A 15,440-nucleotide genomic window follows, 5' to 3' on the forward strand; every position below is an offset into this window, starting at 1 on the left:
CGGGTGCGGGCGGGCAGGATCGCAGCGGCAGCGCCGCGCCGCGAGGCGGGGCGCCGCGAGGCCGCGTCCCGCGAGGCGGGACGCCGCGAGACCGCGCCCCGCGAAGGGGGGCCTCGCCAGGCCGCGCCCCGCGAGGCGGCGCGCCACGCGCACGCGTGGCGCCGGTGGCCGCTCGCGCTGGTACTGCTCGCCGCCGGTTGCGGCGGCGGGGACGAGCCGCCGAAGCCGACCCCAACGCCCCCCCCCCAGCAGGCCCCCGCCCCACGCACGACCGCCGCGGCCGTCGCCTCGCGCTCGCACGTCCCGGTGCTCTGTTACCACCAGATCCGCGAGCCGACGGGCGCCGACAGCGCCGCCGACCGGCAGTACATCGTCCGCCCGTCGGTCCTGGAAGCGCAGATGAAGGCGCTGCAAGACGCGGGCTACACGCCGGTCACCGGGGACGCCTACGTCGCGCACATGCTGCGCGGGGCGAAGCTGCCCCGCAAGCCGATCCTGCTCACCTTCGACGACGCCTCCGCCGGCCAGTACACGCGCGCGCTGCCGATCCTCAAACGGCACCGCTTCGTCGCCACGTTCTTCGTGATGACGGTCGTGCTGGGCAAGGAGGGGTGGTTGACCAAGGGTCAGGTGAAGGCGCTCGATCGCGCCGGGATGACGATCGGCGCCCACACGTACGACCACAAGGAAGTCCCGCGGTACGCGGGTGAGGACTTCAAGACGCAGCTCACCGACCCGGGGCGCGAGCTGCGCAGGATCGTCGGCCACAAGGTCCCGCTCTTCGCCTACCCGGACGGGGCCTACTCCGCCAAGGCGATCCAGCCGATGTTCACCGCCGGCTACCGCGCCGCGTTCCAGCTCGCCGACAAGCTCGACCGCGAGCACCCGCTGTGGAGCATCCGCCGGATCATCGTGCCGGAGCTGACGGGAAAGCAGCTCCTGCACGAGATCCGGCAGGACTTCTAGCTCGTCCGCACGCTGTAGACGGGCGGCAGGTGGGTCGCGGCGGTGAACCACGTCGCGCCGGCGTCGGGCGAGCCGAAGACGTCGCCCGAGGTCGCGCCGAAGTAGAGCTCGAGCGCGTCGCCCTCCCCGCGGCGGTCGAACGCCTCGCGCAGGACGGTGAGGTATGCGTGCTCGGCGGGCAGGCCGTCGCCGCGCGGCGCCCAGGACTCGCCCGCGTCGCGGGTCTCGTAGACGCGCACGTGGCCCTCGGGCGTCACGCGGTCCATGTCGGCCTTGAGCGGGATCACGTACGCGCTGTCGGGATCGGCGGGGTCGACCACGAGCGGGAAGCCGAAGTCCGACGGCAGCCCCGCGCCGATCTCCGTCCAGGACTCCCCGGCGTCGTCGGACCGGTACACGCCGCCGTGGAACTGGATGAACAACCGCTCCGGGCGGCGGGGCGCGCGCTGGAGATCGTGCACGCAGAGCGTGAGGGTCTGCTCTTGGGATTCCTGCGGGAGGTAGCGGGCACCGAGACCCTGGTTGCCGTGGCGCCACGTCTCGCCGCCGTCGTCGGTCAGCCACACGCCCACGGCCGAGAGCGCCAGCGCGAGCTTGTCCGGCTCCCCCGGCCAGGGCGCGATCGAGTGCAGGCACAGCCCGCCGCCGCCGGGGGTCCAGTCCGGGCGGGTGGGGTGCTCGAACAGGCTGCGGCACAGCTCCCACGTCAAGCCGCCGTCGACGGTCTTGAACAGCACGCCCGGGTCGCCGCCCGCGTACAGCGTGCCCTCCTCCTCCCCGGCGACGATCACCCAGATCCGCTCGAGCGCCGCGTCACCGCCCTCCGGCAAGGCCACGCCCTGCGCCTGTTCCCACTCGCCGGTGGCGTCCTCGGCGATGAAGATCTTCGGCCCGTAGAACGGGCTGATCACGCCCGCGAGGATGCGTCCTGAGCGCGGGTCGCGCATCGCGTACTCGACGGGCTCACCCGCGAACGCGCGCGCCGTGACCTCGAACGGCGCCCCGGGTTCGCCCTCGAGCACGAACAGGCCCTTCTTGGTTCCGACCAGCAGCTCGGTCACGCGCTTCCTCCTGAGATCGCGGGGATGACCTCGACGCGGTCGTCGGCAGCGACGGCCGTGTCCTCGGTTCCCTGCTCACCGTTGACGAAGACATTGATGTGGCGGCGGATCCGGCCGCGCTCGTCGAGGATCCAGCCGTGGAGCCCGGGGTGCTCGCGCTCGAGCGCCCGCAGGAGCTCAGCGATGGTCGCGCCGTCGACCGGGTGCTCCGCTCCCCCGGCGAGGCCCTTGAGTGGTCCGCGCAGGCGGACGTGTGCCATGGAGTGCATTCTCCACAGTTGGACTCGCCCCGCCCCCGAAACTCATCGGCCCCGCAGGATCTAGAGCAGGGCCTTGAGGTCGTCGCGCAGCGTCCGCAGGCCCGCCTCGTCCAATGACGGGCTCGCCGTCTCCTGCATGCCGCGTTGGATCTCGTCGGGGATCATCAGCGTCCCGACGCCCATCGACGCCATCACCTTGTCCATCAGCTCCCCGATCTCGGTGCGAAGCTGGTCCTCTGTCTCCTCCATGGCGCTCAGTGTTTCAGAGCGCCTGGACCTCCGAAAGGATCTCGCTCACTGAGGTCTTCGCGTCGCCGAAGAGCATCGCGGTCTTGGGGTCGTAGAAGAGCGGGTTGTCGATGCCGGCGAAGCCGCTGCTCATCGAGCGTTTGAGGACGATCACCGAGCCGGACTTGTCGACGTCGAGGATCGGCATGCCGTAGATCGGGGAGTCGGCGACGGTACGGGCGGCGGGGTTCGTCACGTCGTTGGCGCCGATCACCAGCGACACGTCGGTACGCGCGAACTCACCGTTGATGTCGTCCATCTCCTTGAGCTTGTCGTACGGGACGTCGGCCTCGGCGAGCAGGACGTTCATGTGCCCGGGCATGCGGCCCGCGACCGGGTGGATCGCGTAGAGCACCTCGACGCCGCGCTTCTCGAGCTCCGCGGCGAGGTCGGCGACCGCCCGCTGCGCCTGGGCGACCGCCATGCCGTAGCCGGGGACGACCACGACCAGGCGGGCGTAGGAGAGCTGGATCGCGACGTCGGCGGCACTCGTGGACCGCGCCGTCCCGCCCCCGCCCGGCGCCACCAGCGCGCCTCCGCCTCCGGTTCCCACGCCTGCGAAGAAGACATTGCCGATCGAGCGGTTCATCGCCTCGGCCATCTGCTTGGTCAGGATCGTGCCGGACGCGCCGACGAGCATGCCGGCGACGATCAGCGCGGTGTTGTCCAGCGCGACGCCCGCAGCGGCCGCGGACAGGCCCGTGAAGGCGTTCAGGGTCGAGATCACGACCGGCATGTCGGCGCCGCCGATCGGCACCACGGCGAAGATGCCCAGCGCGCCCGCACTCAAGAGGATCAGCCAGAACAACAGCTCGGACTCCGAGCCCGCGGCGATGACGATCGCCAGCGCGACGGGAATCGCGGCCAGCACCGCCGTGACCGCCTTGGGCGTCTTCAGCCCGCCCTTCATCAGCTCCTGGAGCTTGAGGAAGGCGATGTTCGAGCCCCAGAAGGAGATCGAGCCGATGATCGCCGCGAACAGGATCGGGATCAGCTCCTGCGCGGGCAGATCGCCGCCCGCACCGCGGAACTCGACGACGCTGATCAGCGCCACCGCCCCGCCGCCCACGCCGTTGAACAGCGCGACCATCTGCGGCATCGCGGTCATCTTCACGCTGCGCGCCGCCGGCACGCCCACGGCGACCCCGATCGCGACGCCGATCACGATCAGCAGCCAGTCGCCGACGCCGGGCTGCGCCAGCGTCGCGCCGACCGCGATCGCCATGCCGACCGCCGCGACCTGATTGCCGCGCACCGCCGTGCGTGGCCCGCGCAGCATCCGCAGCCCCGTGATGAACATCGAGAAGGCCACGATGTACAGCAGCTGGATGACGTCGTTACGGCTCACTCTTCGAGCTCAGGCTTCTTCTTCTTGTCTTTGAACATCCCGAGCATCCGGTCGGTCACGAGGAAGCCGCCGACGACGTTGATCGTCCCGAAGGCGATCGCGATGACGAGCAGGAACTCGTTGAGGAAGCCCTCGGCCGGGCCGATCAGCAGCAACCCGCCGAGCACGACGATGCCGTGGATCGCGTTGGTGCCGCTCATCAGCGGCGTGTGCAGCGTGTTCGGCACCTTCGAGATGACCTCGAAGCCGACGAACGCGGCGAGCACGAGGATCGCCAGCTCGGTCAGCAGGTCCACGGCTTAGACCACCTTTCCTTCGCGCACCACGCAGGCGCCCTTGACGACCTCGTCCTCGAAGTCGAAGCCCAGCTCGATCAAACTCAGGATGTTGCGCGCGTACAGCGCCGACGCGTGCTCGGCCATCTCCGACGGCAGGTTCAGCGGGCCGACGATCTTCACGCCGCCGTCGGTCGTGTAGGTCTCCCCCGGCCGCGTCAGCTCGCAGTTCCCGCCCGCCTCGGCCGCCAGGTCCACGATCACGCTGCCCGGCTTCATCAGCTCGACCGCGGAAGCCGGGATCAGCTTCGGCGCGGGCCGGCCGGGCACCAGCGCGGTGGTGACGATCACGTCGGACTTGCCCATCTGCACGCTCAGCGCATCGCGCTGGATCTGCTGCTCCTCAGGCGTGAGCTCGCGCGCGTAACCGCCCTCGGCCTCCGCGTCGCCCAGACCCTCGACCTCGAAGAACCGCGCGCCCAAAGACTGGATCTGCTCCTTCACGGCGCTGCGGATGTCGAACCCGGTGACCACCGCGCCCAGGCGGCGAGCCGTGGCGATCGCCTGCAGCCCCGCCACACCCGCGCCGAGCACGAGCACCTGCGCGGGCGGAACCGTCCCGGCCGCGGTCATGAACATCGGGAAGAAGCGCTCGAGCTCGGTGGAGGCGATCAGCACCGCGCGATACCCGCTCACCGTCGCCTGCGACGAGAGCGCATCCATCGACTGCGCCCGGCTGATCCGCGGAATCCGCTCCATCGCCAAAGCCGTCGCTCCGGTCGCGGCGATCGCGGCGAGCCCGTCGGGGTCGCCGAGCGGGTTCAGGAAGCCGACGAGGATCGTGCCGGAGCGCAACTTGACCAGCTCGGCCTCCGACGGCGGCGCGACCTTCGCGACCACCTCAGCCGCCCACGGATCGCCCAGCGAAGCCCCCGCAGCGACGTATTGCTCGTCGGTCGCGCCGGCGGCCAGACCCGCGCCGGCCTCGACGATCACCTCGTGCTCGGCCGCGCGCAGACGCCGAACGACGTCCGGGACCAAGGCCACACGTCTCTCTCTCGCGGCCGTCTCTTTGGGCACGCCGATCTTCAAGTGCGCGCAACCCTAACTGACGAAGGCGACGTCTCCGAGAAAGAGGCGTCCCGTGCCGTCGAGCGACCCGACGTCGGCTGTGTGCAGATATCCGTCCGGATCGACATGCCGGTCGGAATCCTTGTGGTAGCCCTCGAACAGCGTCCAGCCCTTGACCGCAATCTGGCCCGTTTGTCCGGGGGGCAATTCGGCGCCCGTCTCGAGGTCGAGGATCTTGAGCTGGATGCCGTGAAACGGGCGGCCCACCGAGCTCAGCCGCAACTCGAGCGAGTCGTCGAGCTGGCCGAGCGAGATGATCCCGCCGGCCTCGGTGCTCCCGTACATCGAGACCTGCGTCGCCTCGGGAGTCCGCTCCGCGGTCGCGCGCAGCAGCTCCGGGCTGCCGTCGACCGCGACCAGCCAGACCTCCGACAGCGCCTCGACGTCGGACTCATCGAGGATCGCCGCCCACAGCGAGTCGATCGCCGGGAACGCGAGCGTGCAGCGCTCCGCCACCAGCAGCCGCGCCGCCTCGGCGGCGTCGAAGCGCGGCATGCCGACGAACGTCGCGCCGACCGCGAGGCACCCGTTGAACGGCTGCAGCGCGCCCAGGCCCGCCAGCGGCAGCGGATTGAAGATCCGGTCACCCGCCTCCAGCGGGAAGCGCTGCTCGGCGAAGATCCGCGCGGCGCGGATCAGCCCCTCGTTCCCCAGCCGGCATCCGCGCAGGGAGTCCGCGGGGGCATACACGATCAGTCCGGTATCGGACACCGCCACCGCGCGCTGGGCGCGACGCACCACCGCGCTGGGCGTCTCGGCAGCGAGCGCGCGCAGGTCCGTTCCGGGCCGGACGACGTGCTCGAGCTGCGGCGCGTCGGGCATCTTGAGGTCGGTGCCCGCGATCAGCACCTTCAGGTCGGCGTGGCGGGCCACGTCGCGCAGCTGGGCGCTGCGCAGCGACGGGTCGAGCGGCACGCCGATCGCCCCGAGGCGGGCGGCGCCGTAGAGCGCGGTCAGCGCGGGGATGCCGACCGGCAGCAGGACCCCGACCGTGTCCCCCGCCTCGACGCCGAGCGCGGCGAGCGCGCGGGCGAACTCGAACGTCGCGTCGGCGAACTGCTCGAACGTGCGCCGGACGCCGCCGAAGACGAGCGCGTCCGTGTCCGGCCAGAGGGTCGCGGCCCGGTCGACGTGGTCGGCCAGGGTCCAGCAGGCGCTATAGGGCTCGGGTCGACTCATCGGCGCGGGGCAGCCAGATGATGTCGAAGCGGGTGCGGTAGCGCCGCAAGGCGCGTACCAGCGCGGGCCCGAAGGCCAGGCAGAAGACGACGTTGCCCGTCGCGTGGGCGATGTCGAACGGCAGCGAGGTGCCTGAGTAGGCGACGAGCCAGCCGACCGTGTGGTCGCCGTCGAAGGTGATCCAGGCGCTCAGGTTCATCACCGCGCCGAAGCCCAGGCCCGCCAGGCCGCAGGCGGCCGCGAGCGGGATACGCCCGAGGTCCCTGCCCGCCACGCGGGCGAGCCCCGCGCCGAACACGCCCACGCCGCCCCAGGCGACCATCTGCCAGGGCGTCCACGGCCCCTGGCCGAAGAACAGGTTGCTGGCGAGCGCGGCGACGGCGCCGACCATGAACCCGGGGGCGCCGCCCAGCGTGTAGCCGGCGATCAGCACGATGTCGGTCGTCGGCTTGACGTTGGGCAGCGCGGTGAACGCGACCCGCCCGAGCGCGGCCATCGCGGCGAGCGTGGCGACGAGAGCGATCACCCGCGTCGACGGGTGGGTGCGCTCGTACCAGGCGAACCCGACCACGATCACCGCGCCGAGGATCAGCATGCTCGCGAGGATCCAGCTCACAGCGGCACCGCCGTCGCCTGCGTGAGCAGCCGCGCGCCCTGCTCCGGCGTCAGCGCGCCGCCCGCCCCGCCGAGCACGCGCGCGACCTGCGTCGCGAAGTACCACCCGCCGGCGAGCACTTCCGACGGCGTCGCGTCGGCGACCGGGCGACCGTCCCCGAGCAGGATCACGCGGGTGGCGAAGGCGGCGGCGAACTCCGGGTCGTGGGTGGCGACGATCGTCACGCCGGCGCGCTGCGTGAGCCGCGCGGCGAGCGCGTCGCGGCGAGCGGGGTCCATCCCGCGCGTGGGCTCGTCGAGCAGCAGCACCTCGGCCCCCGCGCTGAGCATCAGCTCGAGCGCGCTGCGCTGGCGCTCGCCGCCGGAGACGTCCTTGGGATGCCGGTGCGCCAGCTCCGAGCCGGGGACGTCGGCGCCGATCGTGTCGTGCATCAGGTGGTCGCCGGGATGCTGGGTGAGCAGCGCCGTCGCGGGCGTCTTGACGCGCCCGCGGGTGGCGTCGAGCAAGCCGGCGATGACCTTCAGCAGCGTCGACTTGCCGGCGCCGTTGCGGCCCATCAGCGCGATCGCCTCGCCGGCATGGGCATGCAGCGTCACCCCGCGCAGGATCGCGGGGCCGTCGCGCAGCTCGAGCCACACGTTCTCGACCGACAGCACCGCGTCGCGCCGCGCGTGGCGCGACGCGAAGAGGCCGCGGCGGGAGTCGGCCGCGGCGTTCGCGGCCGCCGACGCGTCGTCGCCCGCCCGCGCCTCTCCGGTCCACCCCACCCGCGCGAGCCCGCGCCGCGCTTCTTTCACCGTCACCGGCGCCCCGTCCACGCCCGCGAGCGCGAAGAGCTGCGCCGCCGGCGTCGCGCGCGTTCTCGCCAGCCACGTGCGCGGCGTCTCGTCCGCGACCACCCGCCCGTCGCGCAGCTCGACGACGCGGTCGGCGGCCGGCAGGCAGCGCTCGAGGCGGTGCTCGGCGAGGACGATCGCGGTGCCCCACTCCTCGTTGAGGCGCCGCAGCACGCCGAGCAGCTCGTCGCCCGCGACGGGGTCGAGCTGGGACGTCGGCTCGTCGAGCAGCAGCAGGCGCGGGCGGCCGGCGAGCGAGGCGGCGAGCGCGACCCGCTGCAGCTCCCCGCCCGACAGCTCGTGCGTGGGCCGGTCGAGCAGGTTCCCCAGGCCCAGCGCGAGCGCGGCCTCCTCGACGCCGCGGGCCACCGCGGGCGCCGTCCAGCCGAGGTTCTCCAGCGGGAACGCCAGCTCGGCCCGGACCGTCCCCATCACGACCTGCGTCTCGGGGTCCTGGAAGAGCGTCCCCGCCACCGCGGCGAGCTGGGCCGGCCCGTGCTCGCGCGTGTCCAACCCGCCCGTCAGCACGGTGCCGGCGAACGTCCCGCCGTGGAAGTGCGGCACCAGCCCCGACGCGGCGCGCAGGAGCGTCGACTTCCCCGATCCCGACCCGCCCGCGAGCAGGACCAGCTCCCCGGGCTCGACCGTCAGCGACACGCTGTCCAGCGCCGCCCGCTCCTCGCCGGGGTAGCGGTAGGAGAGATCGGAGACGCGCAGGGGCGTCATATCCCGCGCCGATCGGCGAACGGCAGCACCGCGCTGAGCATCAGCACCGCGATCGCACCCGCGGTGGCGGCATTCAGCGGCGCGTACAGTCGCGGATAGGCCTCGAATTCGCCCCAGAGGCCGGCCACGACGCCGGCGGCGATCCCCACCAGCACGATCGCGCTGCACGTGAACGCGAGGTCGTGGCGCGACCACGGACGCGGCATCCGCGGCGGCCGCCCGCCGGCGCCGAAGCCGCGGACCTCGAGCGTCGCGGCGACGTCGGTCGCGCGGTCCAGCGCCCCGGTCGTCACCGCGTGCAGGACCTGCAGCCGCGAGGCGCCGCCGTCCGGCAGGCAGCGCTGCGCGTCGGCGAGCCGCCCCGCGTCGCGCTTCAACACGCCGAACAGCCGAAGGGCAAGTGCGGCGGTGACCCCAGAGCGCAGGGACACGCGGCGCAGCGCTCGCAGCAGTTCGTCGGTGTCGACGGCGGCGGCGAGGAAGATCGCTGAGCCGAAGATCGCCAGGATCCGCAGGCCGAGCACGGCGCCGTAGACGAGCGCCTCGAACGTGAAGTCGACCTGACCGACCCACGGCAGATACGGCCCGCGGAAGAGCACCGTCGCCCCGTTGCGGGAGACGAGCACGTTGATCGCCATCACCACGACGGCGAACGGCACGCCCCAACGCGCCGTCGCCCGCAACTCCGGGCCGAGCCCCGCCGCGAAGGCGATGATCACCTCGGCGGCGAGCACGGCGACCAGCAGCGCCGGATGCCCGCTGCAGATCGGCACCGCGCCCAGCGCGAGGCACCACGCTCCACCCACGCTCGCCCGCGTGGCATGGAGCGGGCTGCGCGTCATGGGGCCTCGAGCGGGAGCGGGACTCCCCGCCCGGCGTCGATCGCGAGCGCGAAGTGGTCGCGCAACTGGTCCTCGGTCATCGCGGCCGCCGCGGCGGCGACCCCGACGTCGTCGGTGCCGGTGATCATCCAGGTCGGGTGCTCCTCCTGGTAGGAGGTCGCGGCGACCAGGCCCGAGCCCGGGCCGAGCGTCCGCCCCGCCTTGCCGTCGGCGCTCATCAGCGCGATCGAGGCGCCGTCCGGCGACGGCTTGGCGAAGACGCCCGACACCGACGGGCCCTGCTCGAGCTGCCGCGAGGCGATGTCCTTGCGCACGTCGGACCACTTGCCGACGAGGATGCGCAGCACCTCGCCGGGCGAGGACTCGAGGTTCGAGCGGGCGACGTCGGGCACGCCCGCGTCACGCAGCCGCTTCTCGACCTCGTCGCACGAGCGGTCCTCGCCGTTGAAGCAGACGAGCCGGATCGGGAGCTTCTTGCCGTTCTCGCCGGAGCGGAACGGCTCCGGGAACGCACCGACGACGGCCGGGACGCGCATCGCGGTCTGCCAGTCGTGGTGGTCCCACCAGATGCGGTCGCCCGGATAGAGCTTGCGCTCGCCGGCACCGTTGGAGGACTCGATCCCGTTGACGTAGTAGAACCAGTCGACGCGGCGGCCGTCCTCACGCCCGCCCGAGACGCCGTCGATCTCCTGCACGAAGTTGCCGCCGAAGCGCGTCGTGACGTCGAACGAGCGCTGCAGCAGCCGCATCACCGTCTCCCCCTCGCGGGCGGTCTGCCGGCTCGTCGGCGCGAGCCGGGCGCGCCCGAAGTCCTCCGAGACGGTCACGCTGACCGAGCCGCCGGACTTCTTCCCCGCGCCGAAGCCGCAGCCGGCGACGACGAGGGCGAGAACGAGCGCTGCGAGGGAAAGGCGCTTCATCGGACCGTGAACACCACCCGCGTGGTCCCGCGCGCGAGCGGCGTGCGGTTGCCGGCGCCGTCGATCGCGATCGCGTCGAGCACGTAGCGGCCCTTGCCCAGCTTCGCCGGCAGCAGGTACGTCCAGTCGGCCCGGTCGCCGATCGCGAAGTACTTCTCGGTGCCGCACTTGGTGCGCCGGAACGTCTCGAGCTTGCCCGAGAAGTACGAGCACTTCCCGCCGGCGCGCTTGGCCAGGCGCAGCTTGACGGACTTGATGCCGGACACGTCGGTGAAGCTGCCCTTCAGCTCACGCGGGCCGGTCTTGAGGGTCTGGCGATCGGTCAAGCCCACCAGTTTGGCGGTCGGGGCGGAGCGGTCGGGCGTCGCGGGCGGCTGGACGGGCACTCCGTTGATCTGGGGGACGCCCTTGGAGAGGAACGTGACCGACTCGGTGGCCGACGGCGCCGCGCCGGGCTTCGTCGCCCGCAGGTGGATGGGGTTCGCCGACAGGGCGGCCACCGGCACGTCGGCGTGGCCGGCCGCATCGGTGACCACCGGGACATCGCCGCCGGTGATCGTCGCCCCGGCGACCGGGGTCCGCTCGCCCTCGCCGGGGTTGCCGGTCGCGCTCGTGTATTCGACCACGGTCACCGGGAGCGGCCCGGCGTTGTTGACCACCTCGGACGGCGTCTCGATGGCGAGCGGGAAGACCGTCGGCGCGAACGTCGGCGGCGGCGAGAGATCGACCAGCAGCAGCACCTCGTCGCCCTCGGCGAGGTGGTCGGCGCACAGGCCGCTACCGCGCTTGTAGCCCTGGCCCTTGTCCACCCACTCGGCCCAGTAGTCGTTGTTGTCGAACTTGTGCGTCTCGCCGAGGATCGTCGAGACGAACTCCTGCTTGTCCCAGTTGCCCTTGGTCGCGGCGTCGAGCGCCGCACCCGCGGTGTCGGCCTCGCACGGGCTGCCGTTGCCGGAGCCGAGCGTCACGCTCGTGCGCTCCAGCAGCGTCGAAGTGGCCCCCTCGACGCGCACGGTGACGGTTGGGGCGGCGGAGGCAGGAGCTGAGAGGAAGAGCAGCCCGGCGACCGTGCCGGCGATAACAGTGAGCTTCATGCTGTGAGCCACCCCTTTCCACGAGGGCGTCGGCTTGGCGGTCGGAGGGAGGTCTCCTGGCTTCCGGCGAACCCCTCCGCGCCTTCCCGAGCCGTAAGGACTCAGTGACCGGCGGCGCACAGCCGCCCTGCGATGGGCTTGTACCGGTGACAGTGGCGGGTCCGCGCCGGATTCCCACCGGCTTCCCTGACCACCGACCTGATTCGGTCAGCATGGTATTACGGACGCCAAGCGATGACCGTGAACCTGACCCGCATCTACACCCGGCTCGGCGACGGCGGTGAGACGCACCTCGGCGACATGAGCCGCGTCTCCAAGACGCATGAGCGCATCGAGGCCTACGGGACCGTCGACGAGCTCAACGCGCAGCTCGGCGTCACGCTGGCCCAGGGCGGGCTCGCCCCGCGCACGGCGCAGTGGCTCGCGCGCGTCCAGAACGACCTGTTCGACGTCGGCGCCGACATCTCGGTGCCCGAGGGCGGCTCGCGCGAGCGCCTGCGGGTGGTCCCGGAGCAGACGAAGTGGCTGGAGGAGGCGTGCGACGAGGCCAACGCGGCGCTCCCGGCGTTGAAGTCCTTCGTCCTCCCCGGCGGCACGGTCCAAGCCGCGCAGCTGCACGTGTGCCGCACCGTCTGCCGCCGCGCGGAACGGCGCACGATCGCGTGCGGCGAAGCCGTCAACGCGGAGTGCGTGCGCTACCTGAACCGCCTCAGCGACCTGCTGTTCATCCTCTCGCGCGAGGCGAACGTGGGTGCCGCTGAGCCCCTATGGGAGCCGGGACGCTTCCGCTGAGCACGAGCGCCCCGGCGGCGATCGCCAGCGCCCCGACGACGAAGGTCGTGTTGGCGGACGCGTAGGCGAGCGCGCTCGCCGGCCGCGACGCGACCACCAGCAGCCCCGCGGCGGCGAGGATCGCCGCCCCCAGTGCCGCCCCGCTCGGGCTGGGCGAGAACTCCAGCCGCAGCGCCGCGCTGGCGAGGCAGGCCCACGACGTGGCCACGAGCAGGCCGCCGATGATGTCGCTCGGGTAGTGCGAGCCCAGCATCAGCAGCGAGAAGACGGTCGCGACCGTGAGCAGGCCGCCGGCCGCGGCGGCGAGCGGCCGCAGGCGTGACGGGCTGACGATCACCAGCGCCAGCGAGAGGCTCATCACCGCGGTGGTGTGCCCGCTCGGGAACGCGATCGGCCCCATGAAATGGCCGGGCGGGAAGTCGCGTTGGAACGCCAGCGCCGGCTTCAGGACCTGGGTCGTGACGGCCGCGCCGTACATCGTCGCGGCCGCCGCGAGCGCGGCGCGCGGGCGCCGGGCGATCAGCCCGCCCGCGATGATCGAGCCTGACAGCACCGCGAACGGCGCCGGGTCGAACAGGCCCACGAGGTCCAAGGCGTAGGCCTTGCCCGGAAGGCCCATGAAGCCCTCCAGCACCCGCAGCTCGGCGGCGGCGATCGCCGGGACGTGGACCGCGAAGTACACGACGGCACCCAACACGACGCAGAGCACGGCACTGGCGACACGGAGCATCGCGACGACAAGCTACCCGGCTCGTCTCAAGATCTCCTGAGCTTGAGATGCACGTCCTCCAGCGGCGGCGGCGCGACCATCCGCTGCCAGCCGCGCGGCGAGAGCGCGAACGCTCCCCCCTCCTCGCGCAGCACGAGCTTGCCACCGGCGACGGCCAGCGAGGCCTCCGAGAGCGGCCACTTGCCGTAGGAGGCCAGGTGCGAGATCGCGCGCCGGACCTGCAGATGCGAGACGCCGCGCTCGAGCAGCGTGTGGACCATCGCCGCCTCGGTGACGTCCTCGACGCTGTAGACGTGCGGGTCGCCGGAGGACTGCGAGGCGCGGATGTACCCCCACCGCGCCCACTGGCCGATCGTGTTCCCGCTGACGCCCGCCAGCTCCCCCACCTCGCCGGCGAGAAAGGAGCCATGGGCGCGCATCGCTAGCTGTCCGGGTCCAACAACCTCACTGCTGCTTCGCGGTCCGCGACGCGCAGCTTGCGCAGGATCGCGGCGACGTGCGAGCGCACCGTCGCCGGTGAGACCACAAGCGTGCGGGCGATCTGGGCCGTCGTCATCTTGCGGCGCATCAGCTCGAGCACCTCCCACTCGCGGGAGGTCAGGCGCGGCTCGCCCTCGCGGGAGGGCATCAGCGCCCGCCGCCGTGGCGCGCGGTCGCGGAACTCCTCCACCAGGCGGGTGACCAGCGTGACGGGCAGCGCCGCCTCGCCTGCCATCACGTCGCGCAGGGCGCTCGGCAGCCGCTCGGTCTCGGTGTCCTTGAGCAGGTAGCCCGCAGCACCGGCGCGAAGCGCCGCGAACACATGGCTGTCGTCGCGCGAGATGGTGAGCATCACCACTCGCGTGGACGGGAGCCGCGCCGTGATCTCCCACGCCGCGGCCAGGCCGCTGCCCGGCATGTTGACGTCGAGCAGGGCGAGATCGGGCTGCTCCCTCAGAGCAGCGTCGACCGCACCCGGCGCGTCTTCCGCCGTGGCAATGACCTCAAAGCCGCCGTCCTGACCCAGCGCCGCCGCGATGTCCTCGCGCGTCGGCGCGTGGTCATCAGCGACAAGAACGCGCACCTGATCTATGGCAGCACCACCTGCACGAGAGTACCCGCGCCGCGGACGGATTCCAGACTGAACTGGCCCCCGACCTGCTCAGCACGCTCGCGCATGGCGATCAAACCGTACCCGGCGACCCCGAGACCGCTGTTGACGCCGTCGCGGAATCCGTTGCCGTCGTCGATGATCCGGACGGCCAGCGGCGTGCCCGCGAGATCGACCCGCACGTGGTGCGCGCCGCCGTGATTGGCCGCGTTGCGGACGGCCTCGCAGATGATCCGCATGAGCTCCGCGCGGACCTCGTCGCGAATGATCGTCTGGACGCGCACGTTGACCTGCACCTCGACGCCGCACTCGGTGGCGAGCCGGGCGCCGAGACGCTCCAGTGCCACGTGCAACGGTTCGTGCGCGGGCGGGACGAGCGCCTCGATCGCGCGGCGGGAGTCCTCCAGCGCGCGGTCGGCGGCGGCGGTGATCTCCTCGCCGTCCGGATGGCCGGACAGGCGGCCGGCGCGGCGCCGGATCAGGGCCAGCTCCTGCGCGACCCCGTCGTGCAGCTCACGCGCGAGACGGCGGCGCTCACCGGCGATGGCCGCCTCGGAGCGCAGACGGAAGCGGGTGCGCATCTCGCCCACGACGCCGATCAGCAGGACGCCCCACGCCGTGACGCGCAGCACGTCGCCGAGGTGGACGTTCTTCGGCCCCAGCGGCGGGAAGAGCGCGTAGTCGAGCTTGGCGATGCCGGCCAGCACGACGGCGACCGCGACCCAGCGCAGCAACGGCTCACCGCGGCGGCTGAGGCCGGCGGCGGCGGTGATCAGCGCGGTGGCGGTCGCGATCTGCACGATCACGCGGCCGAGCTCGAGGTGGAACGTCGGCCACGTGGAATTCGGCGTGCGCAGCGTCGGGCCGGCGCCCGCCAGCACCGAGGCCAGCGCGAAGACGACGATGCCTAGAGCGCCCGCGCCGATCAGGATCCGCCGCGGGTTGACGCGCAGCTTCCTCGACGGGGCGAAGGCCGCGATGGCGAGCATCAGCGTGCCCGCGAGGTTGCCGCCCATCGAGTAGCGCGCCTCATTGGGCGACCACGAATCGGCGACGACGAGCCCTGCGACGACGAGCGACGTCAGCGCGAGGATCACCAACCCGGCCGTCAACCAGAGATGATCGGCGCGCGAACGCAGACCGCATTGCCGCAGTAACAGGCCGACGGTCGTGACCGCCAGCAATGAACCACCAGTTTCAAGCGCCACCCTCAGGGACGGCGCCTCTACCGACATCCGCAGCCACGGGACGGCGACCACCGCCAGCGAGACCCCCGCAGCACCTAG

The 15,440-nt window shown here is 72.3% G+C and carries 18 protein-coding genes and 1 riboswitch; of the genes, 2 read left to right on the forward strand and 16 right to left on the reverse strand.

Annotation, left to right across the window (positions count from 1 at the left end):
• Positions 1–3: 3 nt before the first annotated feature.
• Positions 4–966, forward strand: a complete 963-nt coding sequence (locus OM076_RS46005; RefSeq protein ID WP_270040290.1) for a polysaccharide deacetylase family protein — start codon at positions 4–6, stop codon at positions 964–966.
• Here OM076_RS46005 and OM076_RS12570 read toward each other — a convergent pair.
• Genes OM076_RS12570 through OM076_RS12625 form a run of 12 tightly spaced genes read right to left on the reverse strand, consistent with a single transcriptional unit; the run spans position 963 to position 11,542 of the window.
• Positions 963–2,027: a WD40/YVTN/BNR-like repeat-containing protein gene (locus tag OM076_RS12570; protein WP_270040291.1), complete on the reverse strand. Its 1,065-nt coding sequence runs from the start codon at positions 2,025–2,027 to the stop codon at positions 963–965. The genes OM076_RS46005 and OM076_RS12570 overlap by 4 nt on opposite strands.
• Positions 2,024–2,287, reverse strand: a complete 264-nt coding sequence (locus tag OM076_RS12575) for a MoaD/ThiS family protein (RefSeq protein WP_270040292.1) — start codon at positions 2,285–2,287, stop codon at positions 2,024–2,026. The genes OM076_RS12570 and OM076_RS12575 overlap by 4 nt, the downstream gene beginning before the upstream one ends.
• 60 nt (positions 2,288–2,347) lie before the next feature.
• Positions 2,348–2,536: a hypothetical protein gene (locus OM076_RS12580; RefSeq protein ID WP_270040293.1), complete on the reverse strand. Its 189-nt coding sequence runs from the start codon at positions 2,534–2,536 to the stop codon at positions 2,348–2,350.
• Positions 2,537–2,549: 13 nt separating this feature from the next.
• On the reverse strand, positions 2,550–3,875 hold the full coding sequence (locus tag OM076_RS12585; RefSeq protein ID WP_372518034.1) for an NAD(P)(+) transhydrogenase (Re/Si-specific) subunit beta: 1,326 nt from the start codon (positions 3,873–3,875) through the stop codon (positions 2,550–2,552).
• Between the two features lie 44 nt (positions 3,876–3,919).
• Positions 3,920–4,219, reverse strand: coding sequence for an NAD(P) transhydrogenase subunit alpha part 2 (locus tag OM076_RS12590; RefSeq protein ID WP_270040295.1), 300 nt, complete (start codon positions 4,217–4,219; stop codon positions 3,920–3,922).
• Positions 4,220–4,222: 3 nt separating this feature from the next.
• Positions 4,223–5,290 (reverse strand): Re/Si-specific NAD(P)(+) transhydrogenase subunit alpha, encoded by a 1,068-nt coding sequence (locus OM076_RS12595; protein WP_272597922.1) that lies wholly within the window; start codon positions 5,288–5,290, stop codon positions 4,223–4,225.
• Positions 5,291–5,302: 12 nt separating this feature from the next.
• Positions 5,303–6,508, reverse strand: a complete 1,206-nt coding sequence (locus tag OM076_RS12600; protein ID WP_270040296.1) for a class I adenylate-forming enzyme family protein — start codon at positions 6,506–6,508, stop codon at positions 5,303–5,305.
• Positions 6,486–7,103, reverse strand: a complete 618-nt coding sequence (locus OM076_RS12605) for an ECF transporter S component family protein (RefSeq protein WP_270040297.1) — start codon at positions 7,101–7,103, stop codon at positions 6,486–6,488. Before OM076_RS12605 ends, OM076_RS12600 begins: the two co-directional genes overlap by 23 nt.
• Positions 7,104–7,120: 17 nt before the next feature.
• Positions 7,121–8,686, reverse strand: a complete 1,566-nt coding sequence (locus tag OM076_RS12610) for an ABC transporter ATP-binding protein (RefSeq protein WP_270040298.1) — start codon at positions 8,684–8,686, stop codon at positions 7,121–7,123.
• Positions 8,683–9,528: an energy-coupling factor transporter transmembrane component T gene (locus OM076_RS12615; RefSeq protein WP_270040300.1), complete on the reverse strand. Its 846-nt coding sequence runs from the start codon at positions 9,526–9,528 to the stop codon at positions 8,683–8,685. Before OM076_RS12615 ends, OM076_RS12610 begins: the two co-directional genes overlap by 4 nt.
• Complete coding sequence (locus tag OM076_RS12620; RefSeq protein WP_270040301.1) at positions 9,525–10,448, reverse strand: DUF4430 domain-containing protein; 924 nt, start codon at positions 10,446–10,448, stop codon at positions 9,525–9,527. The genes OM076_RS12615 and OM076_RS12620 overlap by 4 nt, the downstream gene beginning before the upstream one ends.
• On the reverse strand, positions 10,445–11,542 hold the full coding sequence (locus tag OM076_RS12625) for a hypothetical protein (RefSeq protein WP_270040302.1): 1,098 nt from the start codon (positions 11,540–11,542) through the stop codon (positions 10,445–10,447). The genes OM076_RS12620 and OM076_RS12625 overlap by 4 nt, the downstream gene beginning before the upstream one ends.
• Before the next feature lie 29 nt (positions 11,543–11,571).
• A riboswitch (cobalamin riboswitch) is annotated at positions 11,572–11,790 on the reverse strand.
• Here OM076_RS12625 and OM076_RS12630 point away from each other — a divergent pair.
• Positions 11,777–12,334, forward strand: coding sequence for a cob(I)yrinic acid a,c-diamide adenosyltransferase (locus OM076_RS12630; RefSeq protein WP_270040303.1), 558 nt, complete (start codon positions 11,777–11,779; stop codon positions 12,332–12,334). It overlaps the preceding riboswitch by 14 nt.
• On the opposite strand, the gene OM076_RS12635 is transcribed toward OM076_RS12630, so the two are convergent.
• The 4 genes from OM076_RS12635 to OM076_RS12650 are packed head-to-tail and all read right to left on the reverse strand — an operon-like array spanning position 12,267 to position 15,266.
• Entirely contained in the window at positions 12,267–13,064 is a 798-nt protein-coding gene (locus tag OM076_RS12635) for a phosphatase PAP2 family protein (protein WP_270040304.1), read from the reverse strand. The genes OM076_RS12630 and OM076_RS12635 overlap by 68 nt on opposite strands.
• A 26-nt stretch (positions 13,065–13,090) precedes the next feature.
• The gene (locus OM076_RS12640) at positions 13,091–13,483 is read right to left on the reverse strand and encodes a MerR family transcriptional regulator (RefSeq protein ID WP_270040305.1); all 393 of its coding nucleotides are present in this window, start codon (positions 13,481–13,483) and stop codon (positions 13,091–13,093) included.
• Positions 13,484–13,485: 2 nt separating this feature from the next.
• Positions 13,486–14,127 carry a response regulator gene (locus OM076_RS46010; protein ID WP_270040306.1) on the reverse strand — a complete coding sequence of 214 codons (642 nt, stop codon included), beginning with the start codon at positions 14,125–14,127 and terminating at the stop codon, positions 13,486–13,488.
• Between the two features lie 5 nt (positions 14,128–14,132).
• On the reverse strand, positions 14,133–15,266 hold the full coding sequence (locus OM076_RS12650; protein ID WP_270040307.1) for a sensor histidine kinase: 1,134 nt from the start codon (positions 15,264–15,266) through the stop codon (positions 14,133–14,135).
• Positions 15,267–15,440: the final 174 nt, after the last annotated feature.

The sequence above is a fragment of the Solirubrobacter ginsenosidimutans genome, from assembly GCF_027587205.1.

What these genes read in the sequence shown, in the direction of transcription:
- OM076_RS12575 (WP_270040292.1), bottom strand. Translation starts at nt 2,287, where the DNA reads ATGGCACACGTCCGCCTGCGCGGACCACTCAAGGGCCTCGCCGGGGGA.
- OM076_RS12580 (WP_270040293.1), bottom strand. Translation starts at nt 2,536, where the DNA reads ATGGAGGAGACAGAGGACCAGCTTCGCACCGAGATCGGGGAGCTGATG.
- OM076_RS12585 (WP_372518034.1), bottom strand. Translation starts at nt 3,875, where the DNA reads ATGTTCATCACGGGGCTGCGGATGCTGCGCGGGCCACGCACGGCGGTG.
- OM076_RS12600 (WP_270040296.1), bottom strand. Translation starts at nt 6,508, where the DNA reads ATGAGTCGACCCGAGCCCTATAGCGCCTGCTGGACCCTGGCCGACCAC.
- OM076_RS12605 (WP_270040297.1), bottom strand. Translation starts at nt 7,103, where the DNA reads ATGCTGATCCTCGGCGCGGTGATCGTGGTCGGGTTCGCCTGGTACGAG.
- OM076_RS12610 (WP_270040298.1), bottom strand. Translation starts at nt 8,686, where the DNA reads ATGACGCCCCTGCGCGTCTCCGATCTCTCCTACCGCTACCCCGGCGAG.
- OM076_RS12615 (WP_270040300.1), bottom strand. Translation starts at nt 9,528, where the DNA reads ATGACGCGCAGCCCGCTCCATGCCACGCGGGCGAGCGTGGGTGGAGCG.
- OM076_RS12620 (WP_270040301.1), bottom strand. Translation starts at nt 10,448, where the DNA reads ATGAAGCGCCTTTCCCTCGCAGCGCTCGTTCTCGCCCTCGTCGTCGCC.
- OM076_RS12625 (WP_270040302.1), bottom strand. Translation starts at nt 11,542, where the DNA reads ATGAAGCTCACTGTTATCGCCGGCACGGTCGCCGGGCTGCTCTTCCTC.
- OM076_RS12630 (WP_270040303.1), top strand. Translation starts at nt 11,777, where the DNA reads ATGACCGTGAACCTGACCCGCATCTACACCCGGCTCGGCGACGGCGGT.
- OM076_RS12635 (WP_270040304.1), bottom strand. Translation starts at nt 13,064, where the DNA reads ATGCTCCGTGTCGCCAGTGCCGTGCTCTGCGTCGTGTTGGGTGCCGTC.
- OM076_RS12640 (WP_270040305.1), bottom strand. Translation starts at nt 13,483, where the DNA reads ATGCGCGCCCATGGCTCCTTTCTCGCCGGCGAGGTGGGGGAGCTGGCG.